Below are 24,425 nucleotides of genomic sequence, written 5' to 3' on the forward strand. Positions count from 1 at the left end.
TATGGATACACGCGGATTCAAATTATGCGCGGCCGCCGTCGGAATTCTCCCCGTGACCGCAGGATGCACGGACCGAGCGCCGCAGGAGCATCCCAATATTCTCTTCATTCTCTCGGACGACCACACCTCGCAGAGCTGGGGCATTTACGGCGGCATTCTGGCGCCGTACGCCGCCAACGACAACATCGCCCGCCTTGCCGCCGAAGGGTGCGTGCTGGACAACGCGTTCTGCACCAACTCGATCTCGGTGCCGAGCCAGGCCGCGATCCTCACCGGGCAGTACAGCCACCTGAACGGCGTCTACACGCTCGACGACGCACTGCGTCCCGAACAGGACAACATCGCCAAGCGGCTGCAGCAGGCCGGCTACCGGACGGCGCTGATCGGCAAATGGCATCTGAAAAAGGAACCAGCGGGATTCGACTATTACAGCGTTTTCCACGATCAGGGCACCTACCGCGACCCGGTATTCAAGACGGCCGAAAACTGGATGGACGACGACAAGGGCGTAGGCGGCGCGGTGGAAAAGGGATTCTCGACCGATCTGGTGACCGACAAGGCGATCCGCTGGATCAAAGAGCGGGACCGGACGAAGCCCTTTTCTATGTTCTGCCACTTCAAGGCCACGCACGAACCGTGCGATTTCCCGGAGCGGTTCGCGCACCTTTACGACGGCGTGAGGTTCCCCGAACCGGAAAACCTGCTCGAATTCGGCCCCGCGAAGTCGGGCCGCACGTTCGCGGGCCAGCCGCTCGAAACGATGGCATGGCGCTGGAACAAGGCCTACACCGATCCGGAGAACTGGTGGACCTACTACCCCGAACTGCCTTTCTGCGGCGTCGAGGGCGATTCGGTCGCCAACCGCCGGGCCATCTATCAGAAGCTCGTCCGCGACTACCTGCGCTGCGCCGCGGCGATCGACGACAACATCGGCCGTCTGCTCCGCACGCTCGACGAAGAGGGGCTGGCGGAGAATACGGTCGTGATCTACGTCTCGGATCAGGGTTACTTCCTCGGAGAGCACGGATTCTTCGACAAGCGGATCATGTACGAGGAACCGCTGCGCATGCCCTTCGTGATCCGCTACCCGAAGGAGATTCCGGCCGGAACCCGCAACGGGGACATCGTCACCAACGTCGATTTCGCATCGCTGCTGGCCGACTATGCCGGAGCCGAACCGCCGCAGCAGGCGCAGGGCCGCAGTTTCCGGAGCAACCTCGCGGGCGACACGCCGCAGGAGTGGCCCCGCAGCATGTATTACCGTTACTGGACCCAGCACGAAATACGCCCGGCGCACATGGGCATCCGCAACGACCGTTACAAGCTGATCTTCTTCTACGGCGACCGGCTCGGCATGACCGGCTCGGACGACTGCGTCTCGACGCCCTCGTGGGAGTTCTACGACCTCCGGACCGATCCGCACGAGAACCGGAACCAGTACGGCAACCCGGCCTATGCGGAGGTGATCGGAGCGATGAAGCGCGAGATGCTCGAACTGCGCCGACAATACAAGGACACCGACGAAGGGTCGGCGCGCATGCGGGAGATCATGGAGACCCATTACGCCCCCGAAAGCGCAAAACACTAACCGTCAGGATTAAAAAACAAAACCGAACATGAAATACCTACCCATTCTGCCGGCGGCCGCGGCCGCCGCAGGGATCGTCTCGTGCGACACGGAGCCGAAACGACCCGATCACGTCAATTTCATCCTCATCAACCTCGACGACGCCGGAAACGGAGACTTCTCCTTCTCCGGAGCCTTGGGCTACAAAACCCCGAACATCGACCGGCTGGCCCTCGAAGGGATGCGGTACACCAACTTCTACGCCGCGCAGCCCATCAGCGGCGCATCCCGCGCAGGACTGCTCACGGGGTGCTACCCCAACCGCATCGGCTTCGCCCATGCGCCCAATCCGGGCTGCCCCTACGGCATCAGCGACGAGGAGGAGACCATCGCCGAAGTGCTCAAAAAACGCGACTACGCCACGGCGATCTTCGGCAAATGGCACCTCGGCGACGCCAAGAAGTTCCTGCCTCTGCAGCACGGGTTCGACGAGTGGTACGGACTGCCCTACTCGAACGACATGTGGCCCTACCACCCCAAATGGAAGTTCCCCGACCTGCCGACCTACGAAGGCAACGAGATACTGGGCTACAACCTCGACCAGACCACGCTCACCACGGACTACACCGAGCGGAGCGTGAAGTTCATCCGCGAGAACAGGGAGCGCCCCTTCTTCCTCTATCTGGCCCACTCGATGCCGCACGTGCCGCTGGCCGTCTCGGACAAATTCAAGGGCAAAAGCGAACAGGGGCTTTACGGCGACGTGATGATGGAGCTGGACTGGAGCGTCGGCGAGGTGCTCCGGACGCTCGAAGAGCTGGGGCTGGAGCGCAATACGCTGGTGATCTTCACCTCGGACAACGGTCCGTGGATCGCCTACGGCAACCATGCCGGATCGACCGGAGGCCTGCGCGAAGCCAAGGCCACGACCTTCAACGGAGGACTCCGCGTGCCGCTTATCGCCCGCTGGAAAGGGACGATACCCGCGGGTACGGTCTGCGAACGGCTGGCCTCGAACATCGACCTGCTGCCGACCTTCGCCCAGATCGCCCAAGCGCCGCTGCCCGCACACAAGATCGACGGCGTGAGCATGCTGCCGCTGCTCGAAGACCCCGACGCGGCGCCGGTCCGCGACGCGCTCTGTCTCTATTATCAGGACAACAGTCTCGAAGCCGTGACCGACGGCACCTATAAATTGATTTTCCCGCACGACTACCTCGCCTACGGGACGCCCGGCGACGACGGCATGCCCGGCGAGATGATCCCACGCCGTGTCGAGGAAAAGGAGCTGTACGACATGCGGCGCGATCCGGGCGAACGCTGCAACGTGCTGTCGCAGCACCCCGAAATCGCTGAAAAACTGGAAGCGGTCGCCGAACGGTACCGTGCGGAGCTGGGCGACGACCTGACGGGCTGCGAAGGCACCGGACGGCGCAAGCCGGGATACAGATAATCCCGGCAACGACGGCCGGCAGAAACCGTCCCGGAGAGAGGCCGGGCAACGCGAATCCCGCGAAACAGCCCGACTTGCCGGCAACGCCCGGACGGTTTTTACCGGACCGGAGCGCCCTCCGCACCATCATCCATCCCGAACCGCCCCGGACTGAACGGCAATCCGGACCGCACGGACAACCGGATTGCACCCCGGCCGGACCGGAACACGCCTTCGAACAAAACAAAGGGCGCTGCATGTCAGCGCCCTCATTTATCTTTTAAGCCTCGCCCATCTTCGGCCCCGCCTCGGAGGCCGGCGAAGGGGTCGGAATCTCGATCTTGCCCACGTTGCTCTCGTAGCGGACGATGTTCTCCTGCAGCGAACGCAACAGCCGTTTGGCATGTTCTGGCGTAAGGATGATGCGGCTTTTGACGCGCGCCTTCTGCACGCCGGGCAGCACCGCGGCGAAGTCGATGATGAACTCCGAGGTGGAGTGGGAAATGATCGCCAGATTCGAATAGTTGCCCTGAGCGATCGTATCGTCGAGTTCGAGGTCGATCCCGAATTGTTTCATTTCTGCCATAGGCCCGATTGTTGTTTATGCAAAAATACTGACTAACAAGTACCGATATACAACTATGCGGCCAAAGTTTTCGATATTTTATCAACATATCGGCCATTTCAGACAACCCGTCGCGCCCTTTTTTTGCCTCCCTTTGGCGGATATCGGAGGTTTTTAGTATCTTTGCTCACTGAAAACTCCGCAACAAGCGAAAATGGGATTTGAATTTCTGGACGTTATGTTCCGCGGCATCTGCGTGGGTGTCGCCGCATCGATCACCGTCGGCCCCGTGGCCGTGCTCTGCATCCAGCGCACGCTGTCGAAAAGCCGCCGTTCGGGGATCGTATCGGGCTTGGGCGTCGCCTGCGCCGACACCTTCATGGCCATGGCGGCGCTGTTCTTCTATTCGATGCTCCAAACCCAGATCGAGCAGTACAACACGCTGCTACGCGTAATCGGCGGCATCTTCGTGGTGATCGTCGGCGTCTACATCTTCGCCCAGAATCCCGTTCCCCAGATCCGCCGCAACCGCGCGGGCAAAACCTCGCTGTGGCAGGACTTCGCCTCGATTTTCGGACTTACGATCGCCAACTTCATCATGGTAATTCCCTACATTCTCGCCTTCTTCGCCGTCTTCAAGATTTCGGGCGGCGACATCACGCACGAAGGAGTGGGAGGATTCATCCGCGCGGTGTTCATCATCGCGGGATTCTTCGGCGGCGCCGCGGCATGGTGGACGATGCTGGCTTTCGTCATCAACCTCTTCCGCCGCCGTTTCCGCCCCCGCCACATGCTGACGATCAACCACGTCGCGGGTCTCATCATCGGCATACTGGGTATTTACACGATACTTTCAACATTCCTTGATATATTCCCCAATGTCGGATACTAAACACAAAATCATAATCGCCGTAGACGGATTTTCGTCGTGCGGGAAAAGCACGTTCGCCAAAGCCATCGCCCGGCGTCTGGGCTACATTTTCATCGACACGGGCGCCATGTACCGCGCCGTGACGCTCTATGCGCTCGAACACGGAGCGATCCGTTCGGGCATCGTCGATGAAGACGCGGTCGTCAGGCTGCTCGATCAGATTACGATCACGTTCCGGTTCAATCCCGAACGCGGCGCCAGCGACATCTACGTGAACGGCGATCTGGCGGAGGGCAAAATCCGGACGATCGAGGTCAGTAACTGCGTGAGCCGCGTGAGCGCCATTCCGGCCGTGCGCCGCAAGCTGGTGGCCATGCAGCAGGAGATGGGACGCCGCCGCGGCGTGGTGATGGACGGCCGCGACATCGGCACGGTGGTATTCCCCGACGCCGAACTGAAGATTTTCATGACGGCCGACCCCAAGGTGCGGGCCTGCCGCCGCTACGACGAACTGCGCGCCAAGGGAGACAATGTGTCGCTGGAGGAGATCGAGCGCAATGTCCGCGAGCGCGACAAGGCCGACATGAGCCGTGCCATATCGCCCCTGCGGCAGGCCGACGACGCCGTCGTGCTGGACAACAGCTGCATGACGGTCGAGCAGCAGATGGCGTGGTTTATGACGGAATTGGAACGTATAAACAAATAAACGAGCCGGGCGAACGGCACAGTGAAGGATTTGCGAATAGAAATCGACGATAAATCGGGCTTCTGCTTCGGCGTGGTCCGGGCCATTTCGGAGGCCGAGAAGGCCCTCGCAGGGGGAGAAACGGTCTATTCGCTGGGCGACATCGTCCACAACCGGATCGAAGTGCAGCGGCTCGAAAAGCTGGGGCTGAGCACCGTGACCCATGCCGACATGCCCCGCCTGACGGGCCGCCGGCTCTTCATCAGGGCGCACGGGGAGCCACCGACGACCTATGCACGGGCTGCGGAACTGGGCATCGAAGTGATCGACGCCACCTGCCCGGTGGTCGCCCGCCTGCAGGCCCGCGTCGTCAAGGCCCACGAACGGATGCGCCCGGCCGGAGGGCAGGTCGTGATTCTCGGAAAACGGGGCCACGCCGAAGTGGTCGGACTCACGGGGCAGGTCCCCGACCGGACGATCGTGGTCGAAGGGGAGGAGGACCTCAGTCAGATCGACTTCACGCGACCGGTGTACTTCCTCTCGCAGACAACCCAGAGTATCGCCCTGTTCGAAGCGCTGGGGGCCGAAATGCGCCGCCGGGCGGCGAATCCCGCCGACGTGCATATCGACGACACGATCTGCCGGCAGGTCTCCAGCCGCGAACAGCATCTGCAGGAGTTCGCACGGCGGTTCGACGCGGTGGTGTTCGTCTGTGGACGCAAATCGTCGAACGGCAGGGTGCTCTTCGAAGTGTGCCGCACGGCCAATCCCCGGACCTGCAACATCGAGGAAGCCGCGGAGATCGACCCCGCATGGTTCGAAGGCGCGGAATCGGTCGGCATATGCGGCGCCACCTCCACGCCCAAATGGCTCATGCAGGAGGTCGCCGACCGCATCGGGAAGATCGGAAAGGGGAAATAGATGACAGGAACAGCCGCCTGCGGCAAGGCCCTCCCCAAAGAGGGGAAGGGAGAAATTACAAACGGCGTCAACGGCGGCGGCGACCGACCAAAGGCATTGCAACGATACGAATCCAACAAAAACTACTGTTATGAAATACTTCATCCGCTCGTTAAAATATTTCGTCGCCTTGTGCGTTCTATGTGCAGCGATCATGGCGCTGAACCGGCTGTCGGGCTTCGCGACGCTGACGCTCGAAGAGACCTTCTACGTGATGTTCCACACCACGCGCGGCATGATGCTGCCCGCGGTGATCGTCCTGCTCGCAGCCTTCTACCCCAAATTCGGCTTCGTACAGCGCAAGGTCGAGGGCGACGTCGGGGAGAACCGCGAACAGATCGTAAACGCCTTCAAATCGGCAGGCTTTTCGCTTCGCACCGACGAGGACGGCGTAATGACGTTCCGCGCCGACGGCCTGCTGCTCAAGCTGACGCTGCTGGGAGAAGACGAGATAAAAGTTTCACAGTACGGACAGTGGATCCTGATCGACGGCATACGCCGCGGCGTGGCCAGAGCCGGATACAAGCTGGATTCGTACATACAAATGACAAAACATGATTAGAAAAGGATACCGTTATCTGCTCACGGCCGCCGCTGCCGCTTCGGCGGCAGCCCTGCTGACCTTCGCCGCCCGCAACGACTTCGGACTGGGGCGCAACATGGAGATCATGGTCAACATGATGCGCGAACTGTCGCTGAGCTATGTAGACCCGGTGGACCCCGACAAACTCATGGAAGGGGCCGCCGAAGGCATGGTCCGCGACCTCGATCCGTACACCGAATTCATCCCTGAGGAGCAGATGTCCGACTTCGAGCTGCTCACCACGGGCAAATACGGCGGCGTGGGATCGCTCATCCGCCAAAAGGGCGACTGGGTGAAGATCGCCCAGCCCTACAAGGGTTCGCCCGCCGACCGGGCCGGGCTGAAGATCGGCGACAAGATCCTCGCCATCGACGGCAAGGATGCCAAGGGCTTTACGACCGAGCAGGTCAGCTCCCGGCTCAAGGGGGAACCGGGCAGCAAGGTCAAGGTGACCGTCGAGCACCTCGACGGCAGCACCGAGACCGTCACCCTGCAGCGCGAGCGCATCTCCATTCCGGGCGTGCCTTACACGGGCTGGGTGGCCGACGGCATCGGTTACATCCGTCACAGCGACTTCACCGAAGGGTGTTACGAAGACATGCGCGCAGCCGTCGAAAAGCTGCGCACCGAGGGAGAGCTGAAGGGTCTGATCCTCGATTACCGCAGCAACGGAGGCGGCATCATGCAGGAGGCGATCAAGATTCTGGGCATGTTCGTTCCCAAAGGCACCGAAGTGGTAAGCACCAAAGGCCGCACGGAAGATTCGCGGCAGGTTTACCGCACCTCGTCGGAGCCGATCCTCCCCGACCTGCCGCTGGCGGTGCTCATCAACGGCAATTCGGCATCGGCATCGGAGATCGTGACCGGCGCCTTGCAGGACCTCGACCGCGCGGTGGTCATCGGCCAGCGCAGCTACGGCAAGGGACTCGTGCAATCGCCGCGGCCGCTGGGCTACAACGCCATGCTGAAGCTCACCACGGCCAAATACTACATCCCTTCGGGCCGCTGCATTCAGGCCATCGACTACTCCCACTCGCAGGAGGGTTCGGTAAAGGCCATACCCGACTCGCTCATCACCGAGTACCGGACCCGCGCCGGGCGCAAGGTCTACGACGGCGGCGGCATCACGCCCGACATCCGCACCGAACCCGAATACATCAGCCGCTTCGCGATGACGCTCTATGCACTGGGATTCATCGAGGACTTCGGCGACGACTACATGCGGCGTCATCCGGATCAGCGGATCGACATCCGCAACTTCTCGATCACGGACCGGGATTACGCCGAATTCGCCGAATTCATGAAGGACAAGAAGGTGCCCTACGAATCGGACACCCGCCGCGCCCTCAAAGCACTGAAAAAGGCCGCCGAGGAGGACCGGTTCGCAGACCTCAAGGAGAAGTTCGACCGTGTCGAGGCCGAGCTAAAGGACGATACGCAGACCAATCTGGAGACCTACCGCAAGGAGATCGTCGAGACGATCAACAACGACATCGTCATGCGCCACGGGTACTCCGAAGGGGTCATCGAACACTCGCTCAAAGACGATCCGGAGGTACTGCGCGCCACGGAGATACTCGGCGACGGCGCGGAATACACCCGCATCGTCACCGAGCAGGACACGCCGCGCAAATAACCGACAGCCATGAAGATCCGCCGCGACATATTCTCGTTCCGCAACCGCGTGGTGGTCATCATCGTGGGCATAGTCCTCGGCATGGTCTCGCTGCTCTACACCAACAACATGGCCAAGCGGCTCAAGGAGAAGGAGCAGCATGACGTGGCGTTGTGGGCGCACGCCATGGAGCGGGTCAACCGCGACGTGATGGGCGGTTCGATGGAGGACCCGCTCATTCAGGACATCGTCTCCAACGGCAACAACATCCCGTTCATCATCACCAACGAGAACCTCGAAGTGTTCCGGTCGCACCTGATTCCGGACAAGATCATCGACCACCCCGACCGTCTGCGCAGGATGATCGACAAACTGACGGAGGAGAATCCGCCGCGCACGGTGCGGTTCTGGTGGTCGAACGACCATTACCACATCATCTTTTACGGCCGCTCGGCGCTGCTCAAATCGCTCTACTATTTCCCGTACGTGCAGATTCTGGTCATCACGGCCTTCATCATGCTGGGATTCATCGCCTTCCGCTCATCGAAACACGACGAGCAGAACCGCGTATGGATCGGTCTGGCCAAAGAGACGGCCCACCAGCTGGGCACGCCGACCTCGTCGCTTCTGGGCTGGATCGAATACCTGCGTTCGCAGAACGTGGATCAGGGAGCCGTCGAGGAGATGAACAAGGACCTCACGCACCTGATGAAGATCGTGGACCGGTTCTCGAAAATCGGCTCCGAGACGCCCCTCACGCCGGCCAATATCAACGAGATCGTGGGCGAATCGGTCATGTATTTCCGCAAGCGCATCCCGCGCAACGTTACGCTCGACTACAACGGACTGGCCATCGCTCCCGTGCAAGCCAACATCAACGCCGCACTGTTCGAATGGGTCGTCGAAAACCTGATGAAAAACTCGCTCGACGCCCTGCAGGGCCACGGCTCGATCAACGTGCATATCTCGTCGGACGACAAAAACGTGATGATCGACGTCAAAGACACGGGCAAAGGCATTCCCAAGGGCAACTGGAAACGCATCTTCGAACCGGGATTCACCACCAAGACCCGCGGCTGGGGTCTGGGACTTTCGCTCTCGCGCCGCATCGTCGAGGACTACCATCAGGGTAAAATCGCCGTCATCGAATCGGAAATCGGCAAAGGCACCACGATCCGCATCACGCTCAAACGCATCTTCGAAGGATGACCGCTCTGCTGACACATACCGCGCCGGTCCCGCTCCCCGCCATGCAGGAACCCGGCCCCGCGTCCGTACGCGAAGCCGCCGCTCCCGCTGCGCAGCAGGCTCCGGCCGACACATCGGCATCGGCACATGGCCGCGGCACGGACCGTTCTGCGGCCTATCCGTCCGCAGAAACCGCGGCGAATACCCCCGATACGGCCCAAGAGACGACACACGGCCTGTCCGGCACGGGCGATTCAGCCCGGAACATCACACCCCGAACCGCACTGCCGGCCGCCCCCGCCCCGGCGCAAGGCGCGGACTCGCTGGCGGCGGATACGCTGTATTCCGGGCCGCAGGCGGCTGACTCGCTGCCGTTCTTTTCGCTGGAAGGCCCGCTGCGGGGCACGGCCGACACGCTTTGGCGCGACGCGCCGGCTGAAGCGGTATTCGGTCCGGCATCGACCCTCGTTCCGGCCCGCGTCCTGCCGGCGGCCCCGGCTCCGTCCCTCACCGAAAACCCCGTCTTTCAGGGCTTCGTCCTGCTGCTCGCCGCAACCTACGCCATCCTGCTCTACCGCAATCTGGGCGACATACGGCTGCTGCTGACGCGCGTATCGCACGACACCGCCACGGGCAAACGCCTTATGGAGGATCCGGGCGGCAGCGGTTTTTCGCACTTCCTGAACACCGCAACCGCCATCGGCGTCCTCTTCGTGGGCGTCATGACCGTCAAATACGGCGATTCGCTGATTCCGGACAGCCTGATCGAAACGATTCCGCAGGGCGCCGTACTGGCCCTCAGCCTGCTGGCGACGTTTGCCTGTCTGTGCGTGGGGCTTTTCCAGCGGGGAGTCGTCCGGCTGGCCGGAGCCGTAACGCTCTCGCAGCCCTTCGTCTCGCAGCTGATACTGCTCAAACGCACCTATTTCACGCTGGGCGTCATCGTCACGATTCCCGCCCTGCTGCTCTTCGCATTGTGCCCGCGGGGCACGGGAGACGTGTGGTTCTGCATCATTGTCATCGAGTTGCTCGCAACGGTCTTCTTATATCTCAGAGAGACACTGAATCTGTTTCTTTCCAAAAAAATTTCGATTTTGCATTGGATTTTGTACCTTTGCATCGTGGAAATATTCCCAATCAGCCTCCTAGGGCTGCTTGCGGCAAGATGATTCAGTGATTGAAGAACAACATAAATTAGGTTAGAATTGAAAGTAAAAAAAGTATTGGTTTCGCAGCCGAGGCCTGCAATTATCGAGAAGTCCCCGTTCTACGAATTATCCGAGAAATACAAAGTAGAGATCGCCTATAAACCGTTTATCCGCGTAGTAGGCGTTTCGCTGAAAGAGTTCCGCGCACAACGGGTCGAAATACTGACGCACACGGCCGTAATTTTCACTTCGCGCACGACGGTAGACAGTTTCTTCCACATCTGCGAAGAGGCCCGCATCACGGTGCCCGAAACCATGAAATACATTTGCCAGACGGAAGCCGTTGCGCTCTATCTGCAAAAATACATCGTCTACCGCAAACGCAAGATTTCGTTTGCCGACGGCTCGTTCACCTCGTTCATCGAGCTGATCATCAAGCACAAGGACGAGAAGTTCCTGCTGGCGCTGAGCGAACCTCACAAACCTGAGCTTCCCGAAACGCTCGCCAAGCTCAAAATGTCGTTCGATCCGGCTATTCTGGCCCGTACGGTCGCTGCGGACATGGACGACATCGCGCTGACCGATTACGGCCTGCTGGCGCTCTACTCCCCGTCGGACGTCAAGACGCTGGTCGAGAAATTCAGCACGGAGAACCTGCCCGCCGTGGCTGTCTTCGGCGAAGGCACGCTGCGCGCCGCACTCGACGCCGGAATCACCGTACTGGCCAACGCCCCCACGCCCGAAGCCCCGTCGATGGTCAAGGCGATCGACATCTACCTGAACAAGGTGCAGAAAGGCGAGGAGATAGCCCCCGTCGAGTTGATTACCGACACGCAGAAAGAGGAGTTCATCCGCAGCCAACAGCACAAGCTGGCCAAGAAGAGCCGCGCACGCCGTCCTGCCGACCCCCGCAAATAATACGCTTATGCCCGACTGCTCGCTCCCCCGTACGGAACGGCTCCGCTCGCTCGGCGCCGTACGTCGGATGTTCGAGAGCGGCGAGAGCGGTTTTATCTTCCCGTTCCGGTACGTATGGTTCGCCGAAGCCGACGAAATACCTTCGGCCGAGGTGTTGTTCTCCGTACCCAAGAAGTTCCATAAAAGGGCCAATAAACGCAACCTGCTGCGCCGCCGCACCAAGGAGGCCTACCGGCTGCAAAAGCTGCTGCTGCACAACGGCCGGCCGGTCAATCTCGATCTGGCGCTGATCTACTCTTCGAAGGAGGAGTTGTCCTATAAAACGATCTCAAATGCAGTCCGGCGAATTCTGGAAACGGTCGCGGAGCATCTTTAAGCGTATCTGCGCCCTGCCGCTGATCGCACTGGTGAAGTTCTACCAGCTCTGCATCTCGCCTTTCACACCCCCGTCGTGCCGGTTTACGCCGACCTGCTCGCAGTACGCGCTGGAAGCCCTGCGCAAACACGGTCCGCTGAAAGGCTCGTGGCTCACCCTGCGACGGCTGTCGCGCTGTCACCCGTGGGGCGGCAGCGGATACGATCCGGTGCCCTGAAATGGTCCGGCGCCCAAAAATGATCCGGCAACCAGAAACGGACCGTTACTCTGAAATGGCCCTGCACCCTGAAGCATAACCTTTCGGCGGATGACGTTCCGGCACCTCGAAGCTCACATGAAAAATCCGGCCCTTTTCGGGCCGGATTTTATTTTGAGAATGCGAAGCCGGGGATTTGAAAGGCAGAGCCGTCTGCGAATCCGTCAGTCGCTGAAATCGCAGCAGTTCTCGGCGACCGATTCGAATTCGAGCGTCGCATGGTGCACGCCGGCCCCGTCGAGCCGGGTTTTAAGCTCCCGTTTCACCGCTTCCAGCCGGGGCAGGTCCGTGAGCACGACATGCGCCGTAAGGGCGTTTTCGGTCGTGCTGATGGCCCAGACATGGATATGATGCACGGCTTCGACGCCCGGCACGGCGGTCATCGTCCGTTCCAGCTCGTCCACCCGGATTCCGTCGGGCACGCCGTCGAGCGAAAGCCGCAGGCTGGCGCGCGTAAGCGACCAGACCGAAGCCACGATCACCGCGGCAACGACCAGCCCCACAATCGGGTCCACGATCGTCCAGCCCGTCCACGAGATCACGAGTCCCGACACCAGCACTCCGACCGACACCAACGCATCGGCGGCCATATGGAGATATGCACCCTTGACGTTCAGGTCTTTGTCCTTGTCCTTCATGAAGAGCCACGCCGTGAATCCGTTTATCGCCACGCCGACGCCCGCCGTCCATGCGATCGCGCCGCCCTCGATGGGCGCCGGGTGCATCATCCGGCCGATACTCTCGGCGACGATCACCCCCACGGCAATCAGCAGGATCACCGAATTGAGCAGCGAGATAAGCACCGTACTCTTCTTGTAGCCATAGGTATAGCGCGGCGTGGCATGCGCCTGCGCGAGACGGAAAGCGAGCATCGCCAGCAGCAGGCTCGCCACATCCGAAAGGTTGTGCCCGGCGTCGGACAGCAGTCCCATCGACCCGTAATAGAGTCCGACGGCGAATTCGACGACGACGAACGCCACGTTGAGCGTGATGCCGAGGATAAAAGCCTTGTTGAGCGACGAGACCGTATGGTCGTGATGGTGGTCGTGTCCCATGATCGTTTATATTTCGGTGATCGTATCCCGGATTTCCGAGAGATCGACCAGTTTGTTGACAATGGCGTAGATCGTCAGGCCCGCCGGGGAGTGGATCTGCAGTTTGGCCACGATATTGCGGCGGTGCGTGATGACCGTATGGGTCGAAATGCAGAGCGTATCGGCGATCTGCTTGTTGCTCATGCCCTTGACGATGCAGACGACGATTTCGCGCTCGCGGACGCTCAGCGGCTCCTGACGCTCCTCGCGGGGCGACTCATCGGCCGGCTGTACGATTTTGCGGCGCACGCAGTCCTCTGAATCGTAGATCGAAAGGACTTCGTCGTAGGCGCCGAGCGTCGCGGCGTCGGTCATCGCCAGCTGCAGGGCGACGCACCGCATGCCCTCGCATCCGGTCTGCGCCCGCAGCTGCGGCGGCGTACAGAGTCCCAGCGATGCGGGATTGACGATCAGCACGTCGGGCCGGTGGCGCGAAAGCTGCGCGGCAAGCTGCGAGATATCCCCGATTTCGAGAATATCGACGTTCGCCGCAGGCATCCGGTGCAGCAGGGCGATAATGCCGCAGCGCAGTATAGCCGAAGATTCGGCGACGGCGAGTTTCAGCGCCTTCATCGGACGCCTCCTTTCGCACCGGACGACCGTTTCCGCGCCCCGTCCCCGGACCGGACGTCGGCCGGAGTCTCCCCGGCCTCCTCCAGCCGTTTGATGGCCGGAATAAACAGACGGTCTTCGATGTCGTTGTGCGAAGCCAGATCGCGCTCGCAGGTGAAGATGTCAAAAAGCACGCCGTTCAGCTCGTTGGTGCTTCCCGAAGGATAATAACGGATGATGATGCGCTTCAGTTCGGCGAGCTTGGCCTCGACCTGATCGTGATGACGGCGGAAAACGTCGATCGAATACCCTTCGGGACGCTCTCCGGCAAGCAGGGCTTCGACATAGGGGAAAACCTTGTGCTCCTCGTAATCCATATGCTTGTGCACCTCGGCGACATACTCGTCGAAGAAGCGCAGGATGGCGAAGGCCACGTCGTTGCGGCTGCAGTCGATGGCCTCGATCAGCTTGCGGCGAATGCCCGGCAGCCGGAAATCGAGGAAATAGTCGTGGGAATTGCGCAGATAGCCCACCAGCGCTCCGACCGAAACAGCGCCGGGATCGGGAGCTTCTCCGTCGATATGCGTATTGACCACGGTCAGGAACGTCCCGGTATCGACCCCGCTGTCGCGGCAGACTTCGCCGATCGTCTTGTCGCCGAAGCCCAGCGCGATGCCGAAACGGCTCATGACAAGCAGTACGGGGTAGCTGTCGCAGACCAGATCGCACATGCGGTCGTCAGCATCGTATCGTCCAATTCTATACATAAGATTCTCAATATCTGCAAAATTAACGATTCATGTCAGGTCCCGCAATACCTAATTTCAGGTATTTTACCGGTCGTCAGCGGTTTCCGATGTCGGTATAGGTGGTCTGCAGCATCGTACGGCCCACGTCCATCAGGGCGGGAGATGTCTCTGAAACCGCTTTCCCGCTCGTGGCGTCCCAGACGGCTTCGCCCGAAGCATCGACCACGCCGAAGCCGTCGTTGAAGGTGTAGTACGCGAACTTGCGGGGGGGGGTCGGGGCGAAAATATCCTTGCTGTAGTCGAAATCGTCGTGCGCGACCTCCAGCTGACCGAGGATCGTGGCGCAGATGTCGATCTGCGAAGCGTACTCCTCGACCACACGCGGTCCGGCGACGGCGCCGCCCGTCCAGATCATCGGGATGCGGTGGCGCAGCGGCTCGTTGTAGGACAGACTGCGCGGCCACGGGTAGCCGTGGTCGGCGACCAGCACGACGAGCAGGTCGTCCCATGCGGGCGAAGCCTTGAGTTTGTCGATCATGCGGCCGACGCAGTCGTCGGCGAAGGCGAAGGCGTTCAGCTCCCTGTCGTCGAACCTACTGAACGGCACGTCGAACGGCCGGTGGCTGCTCAGAGTCAGCAGTCCCGCCAGAAACGGCTCTCCCGTCCCGCTCTGCGCGATCACGCGGTCGGCGAACCAGTCGCACATCACCGCATCGTCGTACCCCCAGTCGGAGGGCGGCGTATCGAACCGCAGGTCCCTCTGCCAGACGAGCTGCTGCCAGCCCGTGGCATACATGTAGGAGGCCTGATTGGTGAAATTGAGATCGCCGCCGTAGACGAAACTCGTGGCGTAGCCCTCGCGGGCCAGCGACCGGGCCAGCGACGGCAGGCTGCGGCTCTTGGCCGGAAGCTTCATGATCGACATGCGCGTCTGGGCCGGAAATCCGCTCAGCACCGCCACTTCACCGCGGTCGGTGCGGAACGAATTGGCGAAAAAGTTCTCGAACCAGATGCCTTCGTCCCGCAACCGCCGCATATTGGGCATGACGGGCCGGCCGTCGACGTCGGCATCCATGATCGTGCGGGCGAAACTCTCCAGAATAACGACCACGACATTGGGACGGGTCTTCGTGAGCACGCGTTCCGAAGGTCCGGACGCAGGGCCGTTGCCGCGCAGGGCGTCGAACTTCGCCGTGCGCGTTGTCTCATCGAAGAAAGGGTATTCCGAAGCATAGTCGGTATGGTCGCCGAGCGTCGTCAGAAACGAAAAGACGGGATTCGTCGCCGCATGATTCAGGAACATGTTCGAGCTGAAATAGACTTTCGAGACATTGGCGACCGATGCCCCCGTACCGCCGCGGATCGCCAGAAAATCGCAGCCCGCAAGCAGCAGCAGGCCGAAGGTCCACGGCAATGCGGCACGCCGGCGCAGGGGTTCGCCATCGAAAAGCCCCACCACACGGCGGTAGGTCCAGATCATCAACGCGACATAGGCGGCGGCCAGAAGCGTCTGCCGCACGCCGAGCCAGAAATCGACGCTCGCCATGGCCTCCTTCGGATCAGCAAGGTAGATCAGGACCGTCGAATCGAGCCGGAATCCCCAATGCCGGTACAGTTCGACGTCCACGGCGAAGATCGCGGCCGTCAGGACAGCGATCAGCACGAAGTAAACGTTCAGCACGCGCCGCCATATCCGTTCGGGAAGCCGCACCCAGAGCGACGCGAGCGTCAGCAGCAGCGGCAGGGCGGTAACATATCCCGCGACGGTGCTGTCGAGCGTCAGGCCGTGCCACACCACGCCGAGCCACTCCCCCGCGGAAGCCTGCGCCGCATCCGCGGCATAGTAGGCCAGAAAAACGGGTTTCTGCACCGCCATCAGCAGGACGGTCGCGCAGAACACCCCGAAAACAAAAGCCAGTTTCTTCTTTACCATACGAGCAAAATAATGCACATATACGCCGGGAGCGATACCGCTCCGCAGCCGGGCAGGACGTCGCGGCGCATCCTGCAACCGCAATCCCCCGTCCTAAGGAGATTCCGCCGCCGTGAAATCCGGTCCGGAACCGTTCGATCCGGGAAATCGTCCTGCGGAAAAGTCCTCCGCCCGAAAAATCCGGTCCGGGAAGCCGTCCTGCCAGAAAGGGAACCCATCCGCCGGAATCGTCCAGACCGGGAACCGTTCATCGGAAGGAGCGTTCCAGCCGCAAATCACCCTCAAAAAACGCCCGGCCCGGAAAACCGCATACCGGGCACTCCCTAAATCTTCTCGCCGTAGGCCAGATCGCCGGCGTCTCCGATGCCCGGAACGATGTAGGAACGCGAAGTCAGCTCCTCATCGACGGCCGCGGCCCAAATCGTCGTGGCCTGACGCGGCATGTTCTTACTCACGTAGTCGATGCCCTGCTCGCTGGCGATGACGGCCGCGACATGCGTATATTTGGGCGTGCCGCCCTTTTCGCACAACGCATTGTAGGCCAGCACGAGCGAAGAGCCGGTCGCCAGCATCGGATCGACCAGCAGCAGGACCTTGTCTTCGAGGTCGCCGCACGAAATATACTCCACCTTAACGGTGAACTTACCGTCTTTCGTACTTTTACGGTAGGCCGAAACAAACGCGTTCTCCGCATCGTCGAAGTAATTCAGAAAACCCTGATGGTAGGGAAGACCGGCCCGCAGAATCGTCGCCACGACGATCCGGTCGTCGATCGTCTCGACGGTCGCTTCGCCCAGCGGAGTCTCGACCACGCGGGGCGTATAGGACAGCTCTTTCGAAATCTCGTACGCCGTGATTTCGCCGATACGCTCGAGATTGCGGCGGAAACGCATCGAGTCGGTCTGGATCGACTTGTCGCGGATCTGCGCGATGAATTTGTTGAGAACGGTGTTCTGACTGTTCAGAGTATGCAAGGTCATATGGGTATGAGGTTTGGTGGTCAATAGAGGAAATTATTGAACGGATAGCGTCCGGCATGGATCTCGCGCACCATGCCGTAAAGATCCGTGCGGAACTTCTCGATATTGGTCTTCATCCGGGCCGAAAGGAAAATGCAGGGCGTATTGGCACGCGCGATCCAGCTCTTCTTCAGGTCGTCGAGCGAAAGATTCTCACGCGTGGCGGGCGTGAGGTCGTCCTCGTCTTTCTTGACATAAGTGTAGGCATCGACCTTGTTGAAGACCAGATAGACGGGCTTGTCGCCGGCACCGATGTCCTGAAGCGTCTGCTTCACCACGTCGATCTGCTCTTCGAACTGCGGATGCGAAATATCGACCACATGCACCAGCAGATCGGCTTCGCGCACCTCGTCGAGCGTCGATTTGAACGATTCGATCAGCTCGGTCGGCAGTTTGCGGATGAACCCGACCGTATCCGAAAGCAGGAACGGCAGGTTGTCGAAGACCACCTTGCGGACCGTGGTGTCGAGCGTGGCGAAGAGCTTGTTCTCGGCAAAAACCTCGCTCTTCGAAATAAGGTTCATCAGCGTCGATTTGCCGACGTTGGTATAGCCCACCAGCGCCACGCGGACCATCGAACCGCGGTTGGAGCGCTGGACCGCCATCTGACGGTCGATTTTCCGCAGGTCCTCCTTGAGTTTGGCGATCCGGTTGCGGATGATACGGCGGTCGGTCTCGATTTCGCGTTCGCCCGCGCCGCCGCGGGTTCCCGTGCCGCCCCGCTGCCGTTCGAGGTGGGTCCACATACCCGAAAGCCGGGGCAGCATGTACTCGTAATTGGCCAGCTGCACCTGCGTCTTGGCATAGGCGGTCTGCGCCCGCGACATGAAAATATCGAGAATCAGGCGCGTACGGTCGAGGATACGGCACGGCATCGCCTTTTCGATATTGCGCGTCTGCGACGGTGAGAGTTCGTCGTCGAAAATCACCACGTCGATCTCCTGCTCCTTGCAGTAGCCGGCGATCTCCTCCAGTTTGCCGGGACCCACGTAAATACGGGACGAGGGCTGCGGAAGTCGCTGCGTGAAGCGCTTCACGCTCTCGATATCGGCCGTCTCGGCCAGAAACTCCAGTTCGTCGAGGAATTCGGCAGCCTGCCGGGGGTCCTGATCGTCACGCACGACGGCGACCAGTACGGCACGTTCCCGGCCGTCGGAAGCCGTCCCGGCATTCGGAGTCTTGTTCTTATTTTCTTCCAATTCGTTTTTCAAATTTTAACGTTACACATGCGCCGCGCTCCGGAATCCGGCGCCGCACACCCCGGAGGGGAGCAAACACTATGCTACAAATAAGGGTATCCGCCGGAAGCAGGATACCCTATTTATTGTCACGGAGCACTCCGGTCACGCCGAAGCCCTTTCATCCGGTTAGTTCTGCACGCGGAAATCAACGGGCAGGGTATACTTCACACGTACAACCTGATTACGCTGTTTTCCGGGACTCCACTTCGGCGACTTGTTCAGCACGCGGATCGCCTCTTCCGAAAGCGAACGGTCGGGGGTCTGGAGCACCTGAATATTGGTCAGACGGCCGTCCTTCTCGATCACGAACGAAAGCACCACGCGGCCCTGAATACCGTTCTCAAGGGCGATCTGCGGGAACTTGACGTTCTGCTGAACCCAGTTGCGGAAGGTATTGAGGTCGCCGCCCTGAAACGAGGGCATGGTCTCGGCGATCAGGAACGGCTGGTCGTCCTCGATAGTCTCCTCGACAACCTCCACCTGCTGAATCACCTCGGTATTCTCGTCGAACTCGGCGAAGTCCACTTCGGTCGTGATCTTCGTGTCGTTGGTCACCACCTGCAGCAGGTCGGCGATCACCTTCACCTCGACCTTCTTGGGAGGTTCGGGCGGCTTCTGGTCCTGACGGGTAATCTCGGTAATCTCCTCTTCGACCGGACCGTAGTTCAGGTCGACTTTCTCGATACGGTGTTCCTTCGGCGTGTAGGCAAAAGCGGCGATAACCAGCACGAGAGCCACTACAAGGCCGATTTCAAGCAAAAGACCCCGCTTGTTCTGAAGGTCTGCTTTGGGTGATTTCTTAATTTCCATTTATTTGAATTTTAATTGTTCGGCAAAGTCAAAAATCACGCACAGGCATGCTATGCACCACAAATATATGGATAAAAATTCAAAAATGCGCCATCCCGCACAAAAATCTTTATTTTTTGCCTACTTTTGTGCCGGAAAACAGCTCGCAGGAGACGAAAAAATGGCCCTTTCGGAAACGTTATACGGGAAGACCCCGGAGCAGCTCGCCGCCGTGTGCGCCGAGCTGGGAATGCCGCGTTTCGCCGCGAAACAGCTGGCCCGCTGGCTCTATGCGAAACACGTCGAGGACCCGATGCGGATGAGCGACATCGCCGCGGCGCACCGCGCTAAGCTGGCCGAACGCTTCCGCCCCGCATTCACCCCGCCCGCGCGGATCACCGAATCGGCCGACGGAACGAAAAAGTACCTCTACCGCACGCAGCAGGGCGCATGGATCGAATCGGCCTACATTCCCGACGGCGAGCGGGCCACGTTGTGCGTCTCGTCGCAGGCCGGATGCCGCATGGGATGCAAATTCTGCGCGACGGGACGGCAGGGGCTGCAACACTCGCTGACGACGGCCGAAATCCTCAACCAGATCGTCTCGCTGCCCGAACGCGACAGTCTGACGAACGTCGTCTTCATGGGCATGGGCGAGCCGCTCGACAACACGGACAACGTACTGCGGGCGCTCGAAATCATGACTTCGGAGTGGGGCTTCGGCTGGTCGCCGACGCGCATCACCCTCTCCACGGCGGGCGTAGCGCCCGAACTGCAGCGGTTTCTCGACGCGACGAAAGTGCATCTGGCCGTAAGTCTGCACAACCCGTTTCACGAGGAGCGGGCCGCAATCATGCCGGTCGAACGGGCATGGCCGATCGCCGAAGTCGCGGCCATCCTGCGCCGGTACGACTTCACCCACCAGCGGCGCGTGTCGTTCGAATATATCGTGATGAGCGGCCTGAACGACTCGCCGCGGCATATCCGCGAGCTGTGCCGCCTGCTGGACGGCATCAAGTGCCGCATCAACCTGATCCGGTTCCACAAAATCCCCGGATCGCCCTACTTCTCGCCCGACGACGAGGCGATGATCCGCTTCCGCGACACGCTGACGGCGAAGGGGATACAGACCACGATCCGCGCTTCGAGGGGCGAGGATATTCAGGCCGCCTGCGGACTGCTGAGCACCGCGGCGGCGGAGGACGGGCAATAGAGCACGGTTCTTGCACGTTAGCCGTAAAACAAGATGCCATGAAAAAACTGATCTTCGTCCTGTTGCTAGCACTCGGAGCGGGTGCGGCGCAGGGACAGGTAAAATTCGAAACCAAATCGACGGACGCCGTGCGCGAAATGGCGATCAAGAGCGGCAAGCTGGTCTTCATCGACCTCTACGCCTCGTGGTGCCCGCCCTGCCGGATGATGGAACGCGAAGTCTTCTCGCGCAAGGACGTCGGCGACTTCATGCAGCAGCGTTTCGTCGCGGCCAAATACGACACCGACAAACCCACGGGCAAGGAGCTGATGAAGCGTTACGGCAGCGGAGCCATTCCGCTCTATCTGGTCTTCGACACGCAGGGCGAGCTGCTGGGACGCATACAAGGCGCATCGGCTCCGAAGGAGTTCATGGAGAGCGTCCAGAAGATCATCGACGGCTCGAAGCGCAGGTAACCGCCGCCGGACCGGGACACGACGTCGAACCGGGATTCGACATAGGACCGGGACACAGCGTCCGGCGCGGATTCGGCTTTCTCGCAATGAAAAAGACGTACCCGTAGAACTCATTGTACTTGCGGTACAGCTCTTCCTCATAACGCTGGAACGCCATCAGCCCTTCGGCGGTGCTGTCCCCCGGATATTTCGCCGCGAACAGCTCCCGCGCCTTGGCCAGCGGCGCGAAATAGTGTTCCGTCCAGCAGGTCTCCGGCAGGACGAAGGCCGCGACCGGAAGATACCCCGCCCGATGGATCTGGGCCACCTTGTTGGGTATCGTATCTATCTCAGGATAGGCGTCTACCCAGAAATCATGGATTTCCGTCGGACGTTCGTCGGTAAACCACACGCTTTCGGAGACCGCGAGATAGCCGCTCGGCTTCAGGTATTCGCGCCACTCGTTCAGGCCCCGCTCGAAGCCGATGTTGTAAATCGCCCCCTCGGACCAGATCAGATCCAGCTCCCCGGCGCGGAAAGGCAGGGCGTCCATCGAACCGACGACGCCCTTCACCCGGTCGGCGAGGTGCAGTCTCCGGGCGTCGGCGTTGAAACGGTCGATGAATCCCGGAAAGAAGTCGAGACCCGTAATACGTCCCGGCGCATGCCGAGCCAGCGTCATCGTCTGACCGCCCGTCCCGCAGCCGAGGTCGGCGATCAGGGATTCGTCGGTCAGGTTGTCGATGAAACTCAGCGCCTTGATGGTCACTTCGGGACTTCCCGGCCCCTGCCGTTCGGTATTCAGGAAAAAATCGCAGATCAGATTGACGTCAAATCCGTGAATGGCGTTATTTTCGTTACTCATTGTCTTGAAGTATTGCGGCGTACACGTAAAGGCATGGCAATGCCTTTATCGTCGTACGCGGATTAAAAAAACTGAACCAATTACATGAAAATTACCCCCGGAGAGAGTCCGGGAGCGAACGAAAGGACGATCCGTACGGCGGGTACGAATCGTTTACAACACCGAATCCGATTTATGGAGGATCTTAATCATGACACAAAGATAATCAATATTCCGAATAACCGCCCTCTTTGCCGAATAAAAAGCCGGATGCAGGACCGAAACAACTCCGTGACGCAACTCATCAGATATATGAAGAATTCATTTCGGCAGCCCGCACCCGGCTGTAACAGAAAAAGGACGAAGCGATGCGGGATTTCATCGTGCCGCTCACCAGATCGCAGGGCCGCGCCGCCCGTCCTTATGGAATCAACCCCGGCAAACGGCACGGCAACGCCCGGCGACCGCAGGCCGCCGGATAATACATTCGCCTCAAAATAGATTGTTCGTGACATTATGACAGGGTTGATAGTTTGAAATCACGCCCCTCATAGACATAAAAAAGGGGCGCATTTGCAGCTCTTTCAGTAGGTCATAGGAAACCATGATCAGAAGCTGTCCTGCGCCCTTGTCGCCCTGCTTGCCTTCTGCAAGCAGGACATAACAAGGACTGACAACTATTATACCCTGATCTCGTAAATTTCCTATGTTTACTGAAAGGCATAAAGAGTTGTTTACCCTTTATAGTATGTCCATCGGCTATGCCGAATTATTCAAATGCAAAATTAGCATAATTTTTGTCAAAAAATTAAATAAAATCTAAGGACAAAGATAGAAAAACATTTTAATTCCTACGAATTCATAGGAGCAAAAATAATACATACCGTCTGTTATTTGCATAAAATAACTTAAGTGAAGCATACAAACGATACATTATTGCGTTCAGTCGCAAGTCGATTGAAACAAATCCGGATCGAGCGCGGGCTAACCCAAGAGGTAGTAACCGATCGAACCAAAGTGAATGTAGGTTTGTATGAAGTTGGTACTACGAATATTACAATCGTCCTGCTGACAGTACTCTGTAATTTCTATAACGTTACTTTAGAAGAATTTTTCAAGGGTATTGAATATGAAAAGGCGTGAAGATTCATTTTTTTGTGAAAATGAGTTAAAATGGCCAAAAGAAAGCAACGCCGCGACGAAGAATTATTCAAAATGGTTATTCAACGTATAAAAAATTTACGTGAAGCTCACCATTATACGCAAGAATACGTAAATGAATACACCGGCTTGGATATTCCGCATCTTGAAACAGGCCGGGATTTTCCGTCACTGACGACAATAGCTATCCTTTGCAAGTTCTACAATATAACTATCGTCGAATTCTTTTCACCAATAGACTATCCGGCAAAGGAATAAATCAATCATACGAAATTCACAGCCAGCGCACCATATCCTACTTCTGTCAAATGTGAATCATTTTTTCTAAAATACAGATGATTTGAAACCCACAAACCCCATATTGGTAGATTTGATTGCCCGGCGACTAACGGAAATCCGGGAACAGCACAACCATACGAAAGAGTATGTAATGCACAATACTCACTTGAGTATTTCGCATTACGAAAACGAGCTAAAATTCCCCTCTTTGGAGTCTATCGCCAAATTCTGCAAATTTTACAATATCTCGCTTGAGAAATTTTTCGCGGGGATAACCTATCCGGAGGAGCCGCAGGAATAGCGGCGTCCGCAAATTGCCGCAATCGTTATTTCTTGGGCGTATAGACCACTTTCTTGGTCTCGAAGAACTCCTCTTCGAAGAAGCGCGCAATGTCGTAGACATCCCACCGTTTGCCGGTCAGCGCCAGCTCTTCGGCCAGATCGCCCCCCTTGAGGTAGAGAATGCCGTTGGGCAGGGTGCCGCGCTGTCCGCGTTCGAGGCGGTTCCAGACCCAGTTCACGAATTCGGACATGGCCGTCACGGCGCGCGAAACGACGTAATCGTAGCGTTCCGGAAGCGTTTCGGCACGCGCGCAGCGGGGTTCCAGATTCCGCAGACCCAGTCCCGCGGTCACGCCTTCGACGACGGCGATCTTCTTGCGGATGGAATCGACGGCCGTGAAACGCGCTTCGGGGAAGAGGATCGCCAGCGGAACCGACGGAAAGCCGCCGCCGCAGCCGACGTCGAGAATGCGCGCCCCGGCGTCGAACGCGCAGACCTTGGCAATAGCCAGCGAGTGGAGCACGTGACGCAGGTACAGCTGGTCGAAATCCTTGCGCGAGACGACGTTGATCTTCGCGTTCCAGTCGGCGTAAAGGTCGTACAGCGCCGCAAACCGCTGCCGCTGGCAGTCGGTGAGTTCGGGGAAATATTTGAGAATCAGTTCCAAATC

General features: G+C 59.3%; 26 protein-coding genes. 16 read left to right on the plus strand and 10 right to left on the minus strand.

Features of this window, described 5'->3' with window-relative positions; all coding sequences use genetic code 11:
* The first annotated feature begins 1 nt into the window (after position 1).
* Entirely contained in the window at positions 2–1,588 is a 1,587-nt protein-coding gene (locus ACESTR_RS10010; protein WP_227042070.1) for a sulfatase, read from the plus strand.
* A 28-nt stretch (positions 1,589–1,616) separates the two neighbouring features.
* Positions 1,617–3,020, plus strand: coding sequence for a sulfatase (locus ACESTR_RS10015; protein ID WP_009596795.1), 1,404 nt, complete (start codon positions 1,617–1,619; stop codon positions 3,018–3,020).
* 259 nt (positions 3,021–3,279) lie between these two features.
* Here the strand turns inward: ACESTR_RS10015 and ACESTR_RS10020 are convergent, their stop codons facing one another.
* The gene (locus ACESTR_RS10020) at positions 3,280–3,585 is read right to left on the minus strand and encodes a DUF3467 domain-containing protein (protein WP_009596931.1); all 306 of its coding nucleotides are present in this window, start codon (positions 3,583–3,585) and stop codon (positions 3,280–3,282) included.
* A 193-nt stretch (positions 3,586–3,778) separates the two neighbouring features.
* Between ACESTR_RS10020 and ACESTR_RS10025 the strand changes: the two genes are divergently transcribed.
* The 10 genes from ACESTR_RS10025 (at position 3,779) to yidD (ending at position 12,125) form a co-directional block, all read left to right on the plus strand.
* Positions 3,779–4,456 (plus strand): LysE family translocator, encoded by a 678-nt coding sequence (locus tag ACESTR_RS10025; RefSeq protein ID WP_039939759.1) that lies wholly within the window; start codon positions 3,779–3,781, stop codon positions 4,454–4,456.
* The gene (gene cmk, locus ACESTR_RS10030; RefSeq protein ID WP_009596886.1) at positions 4,443–5,141 is read left to right on the plus strand and encodes a (d)CMP kinase; all 699 of its coding nucleotides are present in this window, start codon (positions 4,443–4,445) and stop codon (positions 5,139–5,141) included. The genes ACESTR_RS10025 and cmk overlap by 14 nt, the downstream gene beginning before the upstream one ends.
* Positions 5,142–5,171: 30 nt before the next feature.
* Positions 5,172–6,041 carry a 4-hydroxy-3-methylbut-2-enyl diphosphate reductase gene (locus ACESTR_RS10035; protein WP_175282388.1) on the plus strand — a complete coding sequence of 290 codons (870 nt, stop codon included), beginning with the start codon at positions 5,172–5,174 and terminating at the stop codon, positions 6,039–6,041.
* 130 nt (positions 6,042–6,171) lie between these two features.
* Positions 6,172–6,642 carry a hypothetical protein gene (locus ACESTR_RS10040; RefSeq protein ID WP_009596827.1) on the plus strand — a complete coding sequence of 157 codons (471 nt, stop codon included), beginning with the start codon at positions 6,172–6,174 and terminating at the stop codon, positions 6,640–6,642.
* Entirely contained in the window at positions 6,635–8,299 is a 1,665-nt protein-coding gene (locus tag ACESTR_RS10045; RefSeq protein ID WP_009596920.1) for a S41 family peptidase, read from the plus strand. The genes ACESTR_RS10040 and ACESTR_RS10045 overlap by 8 nt, the downstream gene beginning before the upstream one ends.
* Before the next feature lie 9 nt (positions 8,300–8,308).
* Complete coding sequence (locus tag ACESTR_RS10050) at positions 8,309–9,487, plus strand: sensor histidine kinase (protein ID WP_009596805.1); 1,179 nt, start codon at positions 8,309–8,311, stop codon at positions 9,485–9,487.
* The gene (locus tag ACESTR_RS10055) at positions 9,484–10,635 is read left to right on the plus strand and encodes a DUF4271 domain-containing protein (protein ID WP_227042068.1); all 1,152 of its coding nucleotides are present in this window, start codon (positions 9,484–9,486) and stop codon (positions 10,633–10,635) included. The genes ACESTR_RS10050 and ACESTR_RS10055 overlap by 4 nt, the downstream gene beginning before the upstream one ends.
* 36 nt (positions 10,636–10,671) lie before the next feature.
* A complete protein-coding gene (locus ACESTR_RS10060) occupies positions 10,672–11,532 on the plus strand; it encodes a uroporphyrinogen-III synthase (RefSeq protein WP_014775238.1) in 861 nt (286 codons plus the stop codon).
* A 7-nt stretch (positions 11,533–11,539) separates the two neighbouring features.
* On the plus strand, positions 11,540–11,908 hold the full coding sequence (locus ACESTR_RS10065) for a ribonuclease P protein component (protein WP_009596868.1): 369 nt from the start codon (positions 11,540–11,542) through the stop codon (positions 11,906–11,908).
* A complete protein-coding gene (gene yidD, locus ACESTR_RS10070) occupies positions 11,865–12,125 on the plus strand; it encodes a membrane protein insertion efficiency factor YidD (RefSeq protein WP_009596801.1) in 261 nt (86 codons plus the stop codon). Before ACESTR_RS10065 ends, yidD begins: the two co-directional genes overlap by 44 nt.
* 203 nt (positions 12,126–12,328) lie before the next feature.
* Here the strand turns inward: yidD and ACESTR_RS10075 are convergent, their stop codons facing one another.
* The 7 genes from ACESTR_RS10075 to ACESTR_RS10105 form a co-directional block, all read right to left on the minus strand.
* Positions 12,329–13,219, minus strand: a complete 891-nt coding sequence (locus tag ACESTR_RS10075) for a cation diffusion facilitator family transporter (protein WP_014775240.1) — start codon at positions 13,217–13,219, stop codon at positions 12,329–12,331.
* 6 nt (positions 13,220–13,225) lie between these two features.
* Positions 13,226–13,831, minus strand: coding sequence for a response regulator transcription factor (locus tag ACESTR_RS10080; RefSeq protein WP_009596839.1), 606 nt, complete (start codon positions 13,829–13,831; stop codon positions 13,226–13,228).
* Positions 13,828–14,577 carry a hemerythrin domain-containing protein gene (locus ACESTR_RS10085; protein ID WP_009596806.1) on the minus strand — a complete coding sequence of 250 codons (750 nt, stop codon included), beginning with the start codon at positions 14,575–14,577 and terminating at the stop codon, positions 13,828–13,830. Before ACESTR_RS10085 ends, ACESTR_RS10080 begins: the two co-directional genes overlap by 4 nt.
* A gap of 76 nt (positions 14,578–14,653) precedes the next feature.
* On the minus strand, positions 14,654–16,492 hold the full coding sequence (locus ACESTR_RS10090; RefSeq protein ID WP_237958646.1) for an LTA synthase family protein: 1,839 nt from the start codon (positions 16,490–16,492) through the stop codon (positions 14,654–14,656).
* A gap of 323 nt (positions 16,493–16,815) precedes the next feature.
* Positions 16,816–17,472 carry a uracil phosphoribosyltransferase gene (upp, locus tag ACESTR_RS10095; RefSeq protein WP_009596818.1) on the minus strand — a complete coding sequence of 219 codons (657 nt, stop codon included), beginning with the start codon at positions 17,470–17,472 and terminating at the stop codon, positions 16,816–16,818.
* A gap of 20 nt (positions 17,473–17,492) precedes the next feature.
* Positions 17,493–18,710 (minus strand): GTPase HflX, encoded by a 1,218-nt coding sequence (gene hflX, locus ACESTR_RS10100; protein ID WP_279003935.1) that lies wholly within the window; start codon positions 18,708–18,710, stop codon positions 17,493–17,495.
* Between the two features lie 168 nt (positions 18,711–18,878).
* Positions 18,879–19,562 (minus strand): energy transducer TonB, encoded by a 684-nt coding sequence (locus tag ACESTR_RS10105; RefSeq protein ID WP_278433848.1) that lies wholly within the window; start codon positions 19,560–19,562, stop codon positions 18,879–18,881.
* A gap of 160 nt (positions 19,563–19,722) precedes the next feature.
* Between ACESTR_RS10105 and rlmN the strand changes: the two genes are divergently transcribed.
* Together rlmN and ACESTR_RS10115 are read left to right on the plus strand one after the other, a co-directional pair.
* Complete coding sequence (rlmN, locus tag ACESTR_RS10110; protein ID WP_130062574.1) at positions 19,723–20,754, plus strand: 23S rRNA (adenine(2503)-C(2))-methyltransferase RlmN; 1,032 nt, start codon at positions 19,723–19,725, stop codon at positions 20,752–20,754.
* Positions 20,755–20,792: 38 nt separating this feature from the next.
* On the plus strand, positions 20,793–21,209 hold the full coding sequence (locus ACESTR_RS10115; protein WP_009596873.1) for a thioredoxin fold domain-containing protein: 417 nt from the start codon (positions 20,793–20,795) through the stop codon (positions 21,207–21,209).
* On the opposite strand, the gene ACESTR_RS10120 is transcribed toward ACESTR_RS10115, so the two are convergent.
* The gene (locus tag ACESTR_RS10120; protein WP_278714317.1) at positions 21,184–22,053 is read right to left on the minus strand and encodes a class I SAM-dependent methyltransferase; all 870 of its coding nucleotides are present in this window, start codon (positions 22,051–22,053) and stop codon (positions 21,184–21,186) included. The genes ACESTR_RS10115 and ACESTR_RS10120 overlap by 26 nt on opposite strands.
* A gap of 891 nt (positions 22,054–22,944) precedes the next feature.
* On the opposite strand from ACESTR_RS10120, the gene ACESTR_RS10125 reads away from it, so the two are divergent.
* Together ACESTR_RS10125 and ACESTR_RS10130 are read left to right on the plus strand one after the other, a co-directional pair.
* Positions 22,945–23,175 carry a helix-turn-helix domain-containing protein gene (locus tag ACESTR_RS10125; RefSeq protein WP_039939755.1) on the plus strand — a complete coding sequence of 77 codons (231 nt, stop codon included), beginning with the start codon at positions 22,945–22,947 and terminating at the stop codon, positions 23,173–23,175.
* 30 nt (positions 23,176–23,205) lie between these two features.
* The gene (locus ACESTR_RS10130; RefSeq protein ID WP_130062576.1) at positions 23,206–23,451 is read left to right on the plus strand and encodes a helix-turn-helix domain-containing protein; all 246 of its coding nucleotides are present in this window, start codon (positions 23,206–23,208) and stop codon (positions 23,449–23,451) included.
* A gap of 347 nt (positions 23,452–23,798) precedes the next feature.
* Here the strand turns inward: ACESTR_RS10130 and rsmG are convergent, their stop codons facing one another.
* Positions 23,799–24,422 (minus strand): 16S rRNA (guanine(527)-N(7))-methyltransferase RsmG, encoded by a 624-nt coding sequence (rsmG, locus tag ACESTR_RS10135; RefSeq protein WP_009596906.1) that lies wholly within the window; start codon positions 24,420–24,422, stop codon positions 23,799–23,801.
* Positions 24,423–24,425: the final 3 nt, after the last annotated feature.

The organism is Alistipes sp. DJF_B185 (assembly GCF_964250025.1).
Lineage (GTDB): Bacteria > Bacteroidota > Bacteroidia > Bacteroidales > Rikenellaceae > Alistipes > Alistipes finegoldii.

Excerpts from the sequence above, each read along its gene's own strand:
- ACESTR_RS10085 (WP_009596806.1), bottom strand. The coding sequence starts at position 14,577 with ATGTATAGAATTGGACGATACGATGCTGACGACCGCATGTGCGATCTG.
- ACESTR_RS10065 (WP_009596868.1), top strand. The coding sequence starts at position 11,540 with ATGCCCGACTGCTCGCTCCCCCGTACGGAACGGCTCCGCTCGCTCGGC.
- ACESTR_RS10120 (WP_278714317.1), bottom strand. The coding sequence starts at position 22,053 with ATGAGTAACGAAAATAACGCCATTCACGGATTTGACGTCAATCTGATC.
- ACESTR_RS10105 (WP_278433848.1), bottom strand. The coding sequence starts at position 19,562 with ATGGAAATTAAGAAATCACCCAAAGCAGACCTTCAGAACAAGCGGGGT.
- ACESTR_RS10015 (WP_009596795.1), top strand. The coding sequence starts at position 1,617 with ATGAAATACCTACCCATTCTGCCGGCGGCCGCGGCCGCCGCAGGGATC.
- ACESTR_RS10010 (WP_227042070.1), top strand. The coding sequence starts at position 2 with ATGGATACACGCGGATTCAAATTATGCGCGGCCGCCGTCGGAATTCTC.
- ACESTR_RS10130 (WP_130062576.1), top strand. The coding sequence starts at position 23,206 with ATGGCCAAAAGAAAGCAACGCCGCGACGAAGAATTATTCAAAATGGTT.
- ACESTR_RS10045 (WP_009596920.1), top strand. The coding sequence starts at position 6,635 with ATGATTAGAAAAGGATACCGTTATCTGCTCACGGCCGCCGCTGCCGCT.
- cmk (WP_009596886.1), top strand. The coding sequence starts at position 4,443 with ATGTCGGATACTAAACACAAAATCATAATCGCCGTAGACGGATTTTCG.
- ACESTR_RS10090 (WP_237958646.1), bottom strand. The coding sequence starts at position 16,492 with ATGGTAAAGAAGAAACTGGCTTTTGTTTTCGGGGTGTTCTGCGCGACC.
- rlmN (WP_130062574.1), top strand. The coding sequence starts at position 19,723 with ATGGCCCTTTCGGAAACGTTATACGGGAAGACCCCGGAGCAGCTCGCC.
- ACESTR_RS10025 (WP_039939759.1), top strand. The coding sequence starts at position 3,779 with ATGGGATTTGAATTTCTGGACGTTATGTTCCGCGGCATCTGCGTGGGT.
- upp (WP_009596818.1), bottom strand. The coding sequence starts at position 17,472 with ATGACCTTGCATACTCTGAACAGTCAGAACACCGTTCTCAACAAATTC.
- ACESTR_RS10055 (WP_227042068.1), top strand. The coding sequence starts at position 9,484 with ATGACCGCTCTGCTGACACATACCGCGCCGGTCCCGCTCCCCGCCATG.
- ACESTR_RS10075 (WP_014775240.1), bottom strand. The coding sequence starts at position 13,219 with ATGGGACACGACCACCATCACGACCATACGGTCTCGTCGCTCAACAAG.
- ACESTR_RS10040 (WP_009596827.1), top strand. The coding sequence starts at position 6,172 with ATGAAATACTTCATCCGCTCGTTAAAATATTTCGTCGCCTTGTGCGTT.
- yidD (WP_009596801.1), top strand. The coding sequence starts at position 11,865 with ATGCAGTCCGGCGAATTCTGGAAACGGTCGCGGAGCATCTTTAAGCGT.
- ACESTR_RS10050 (WP_009596805.1), top strand. The coding sequence starts at position 8,309 with ATGAAGATCCGCCGCGACATATTCTCGTTCCGCAACCGCGTGGTGGTC.
- ACESTR_RS10080 (WP_009596839.1), bottom strand. The coding sequence starts at position 13,831 with ATGAAGGCGCTGAAACTCGCCGTCGCCGAATCTTCGGCTATACTGCGC.
- ACESTR_RS10115 (WP_009596873.1), top strand. The coding sequence starts at position 20,793 with ATGAAAAAACTGATCTTCGTCCTGTTGCTAGCACTCGGAGCGGGTGCG.
- ACESTR_RS10020 (WP_009596931.1), bottom strand. The coding sequence starts at position 3,585 with ATGGCAGAAATGAAACAATTCGGGATCGACCTCGAACTCGACGATACG.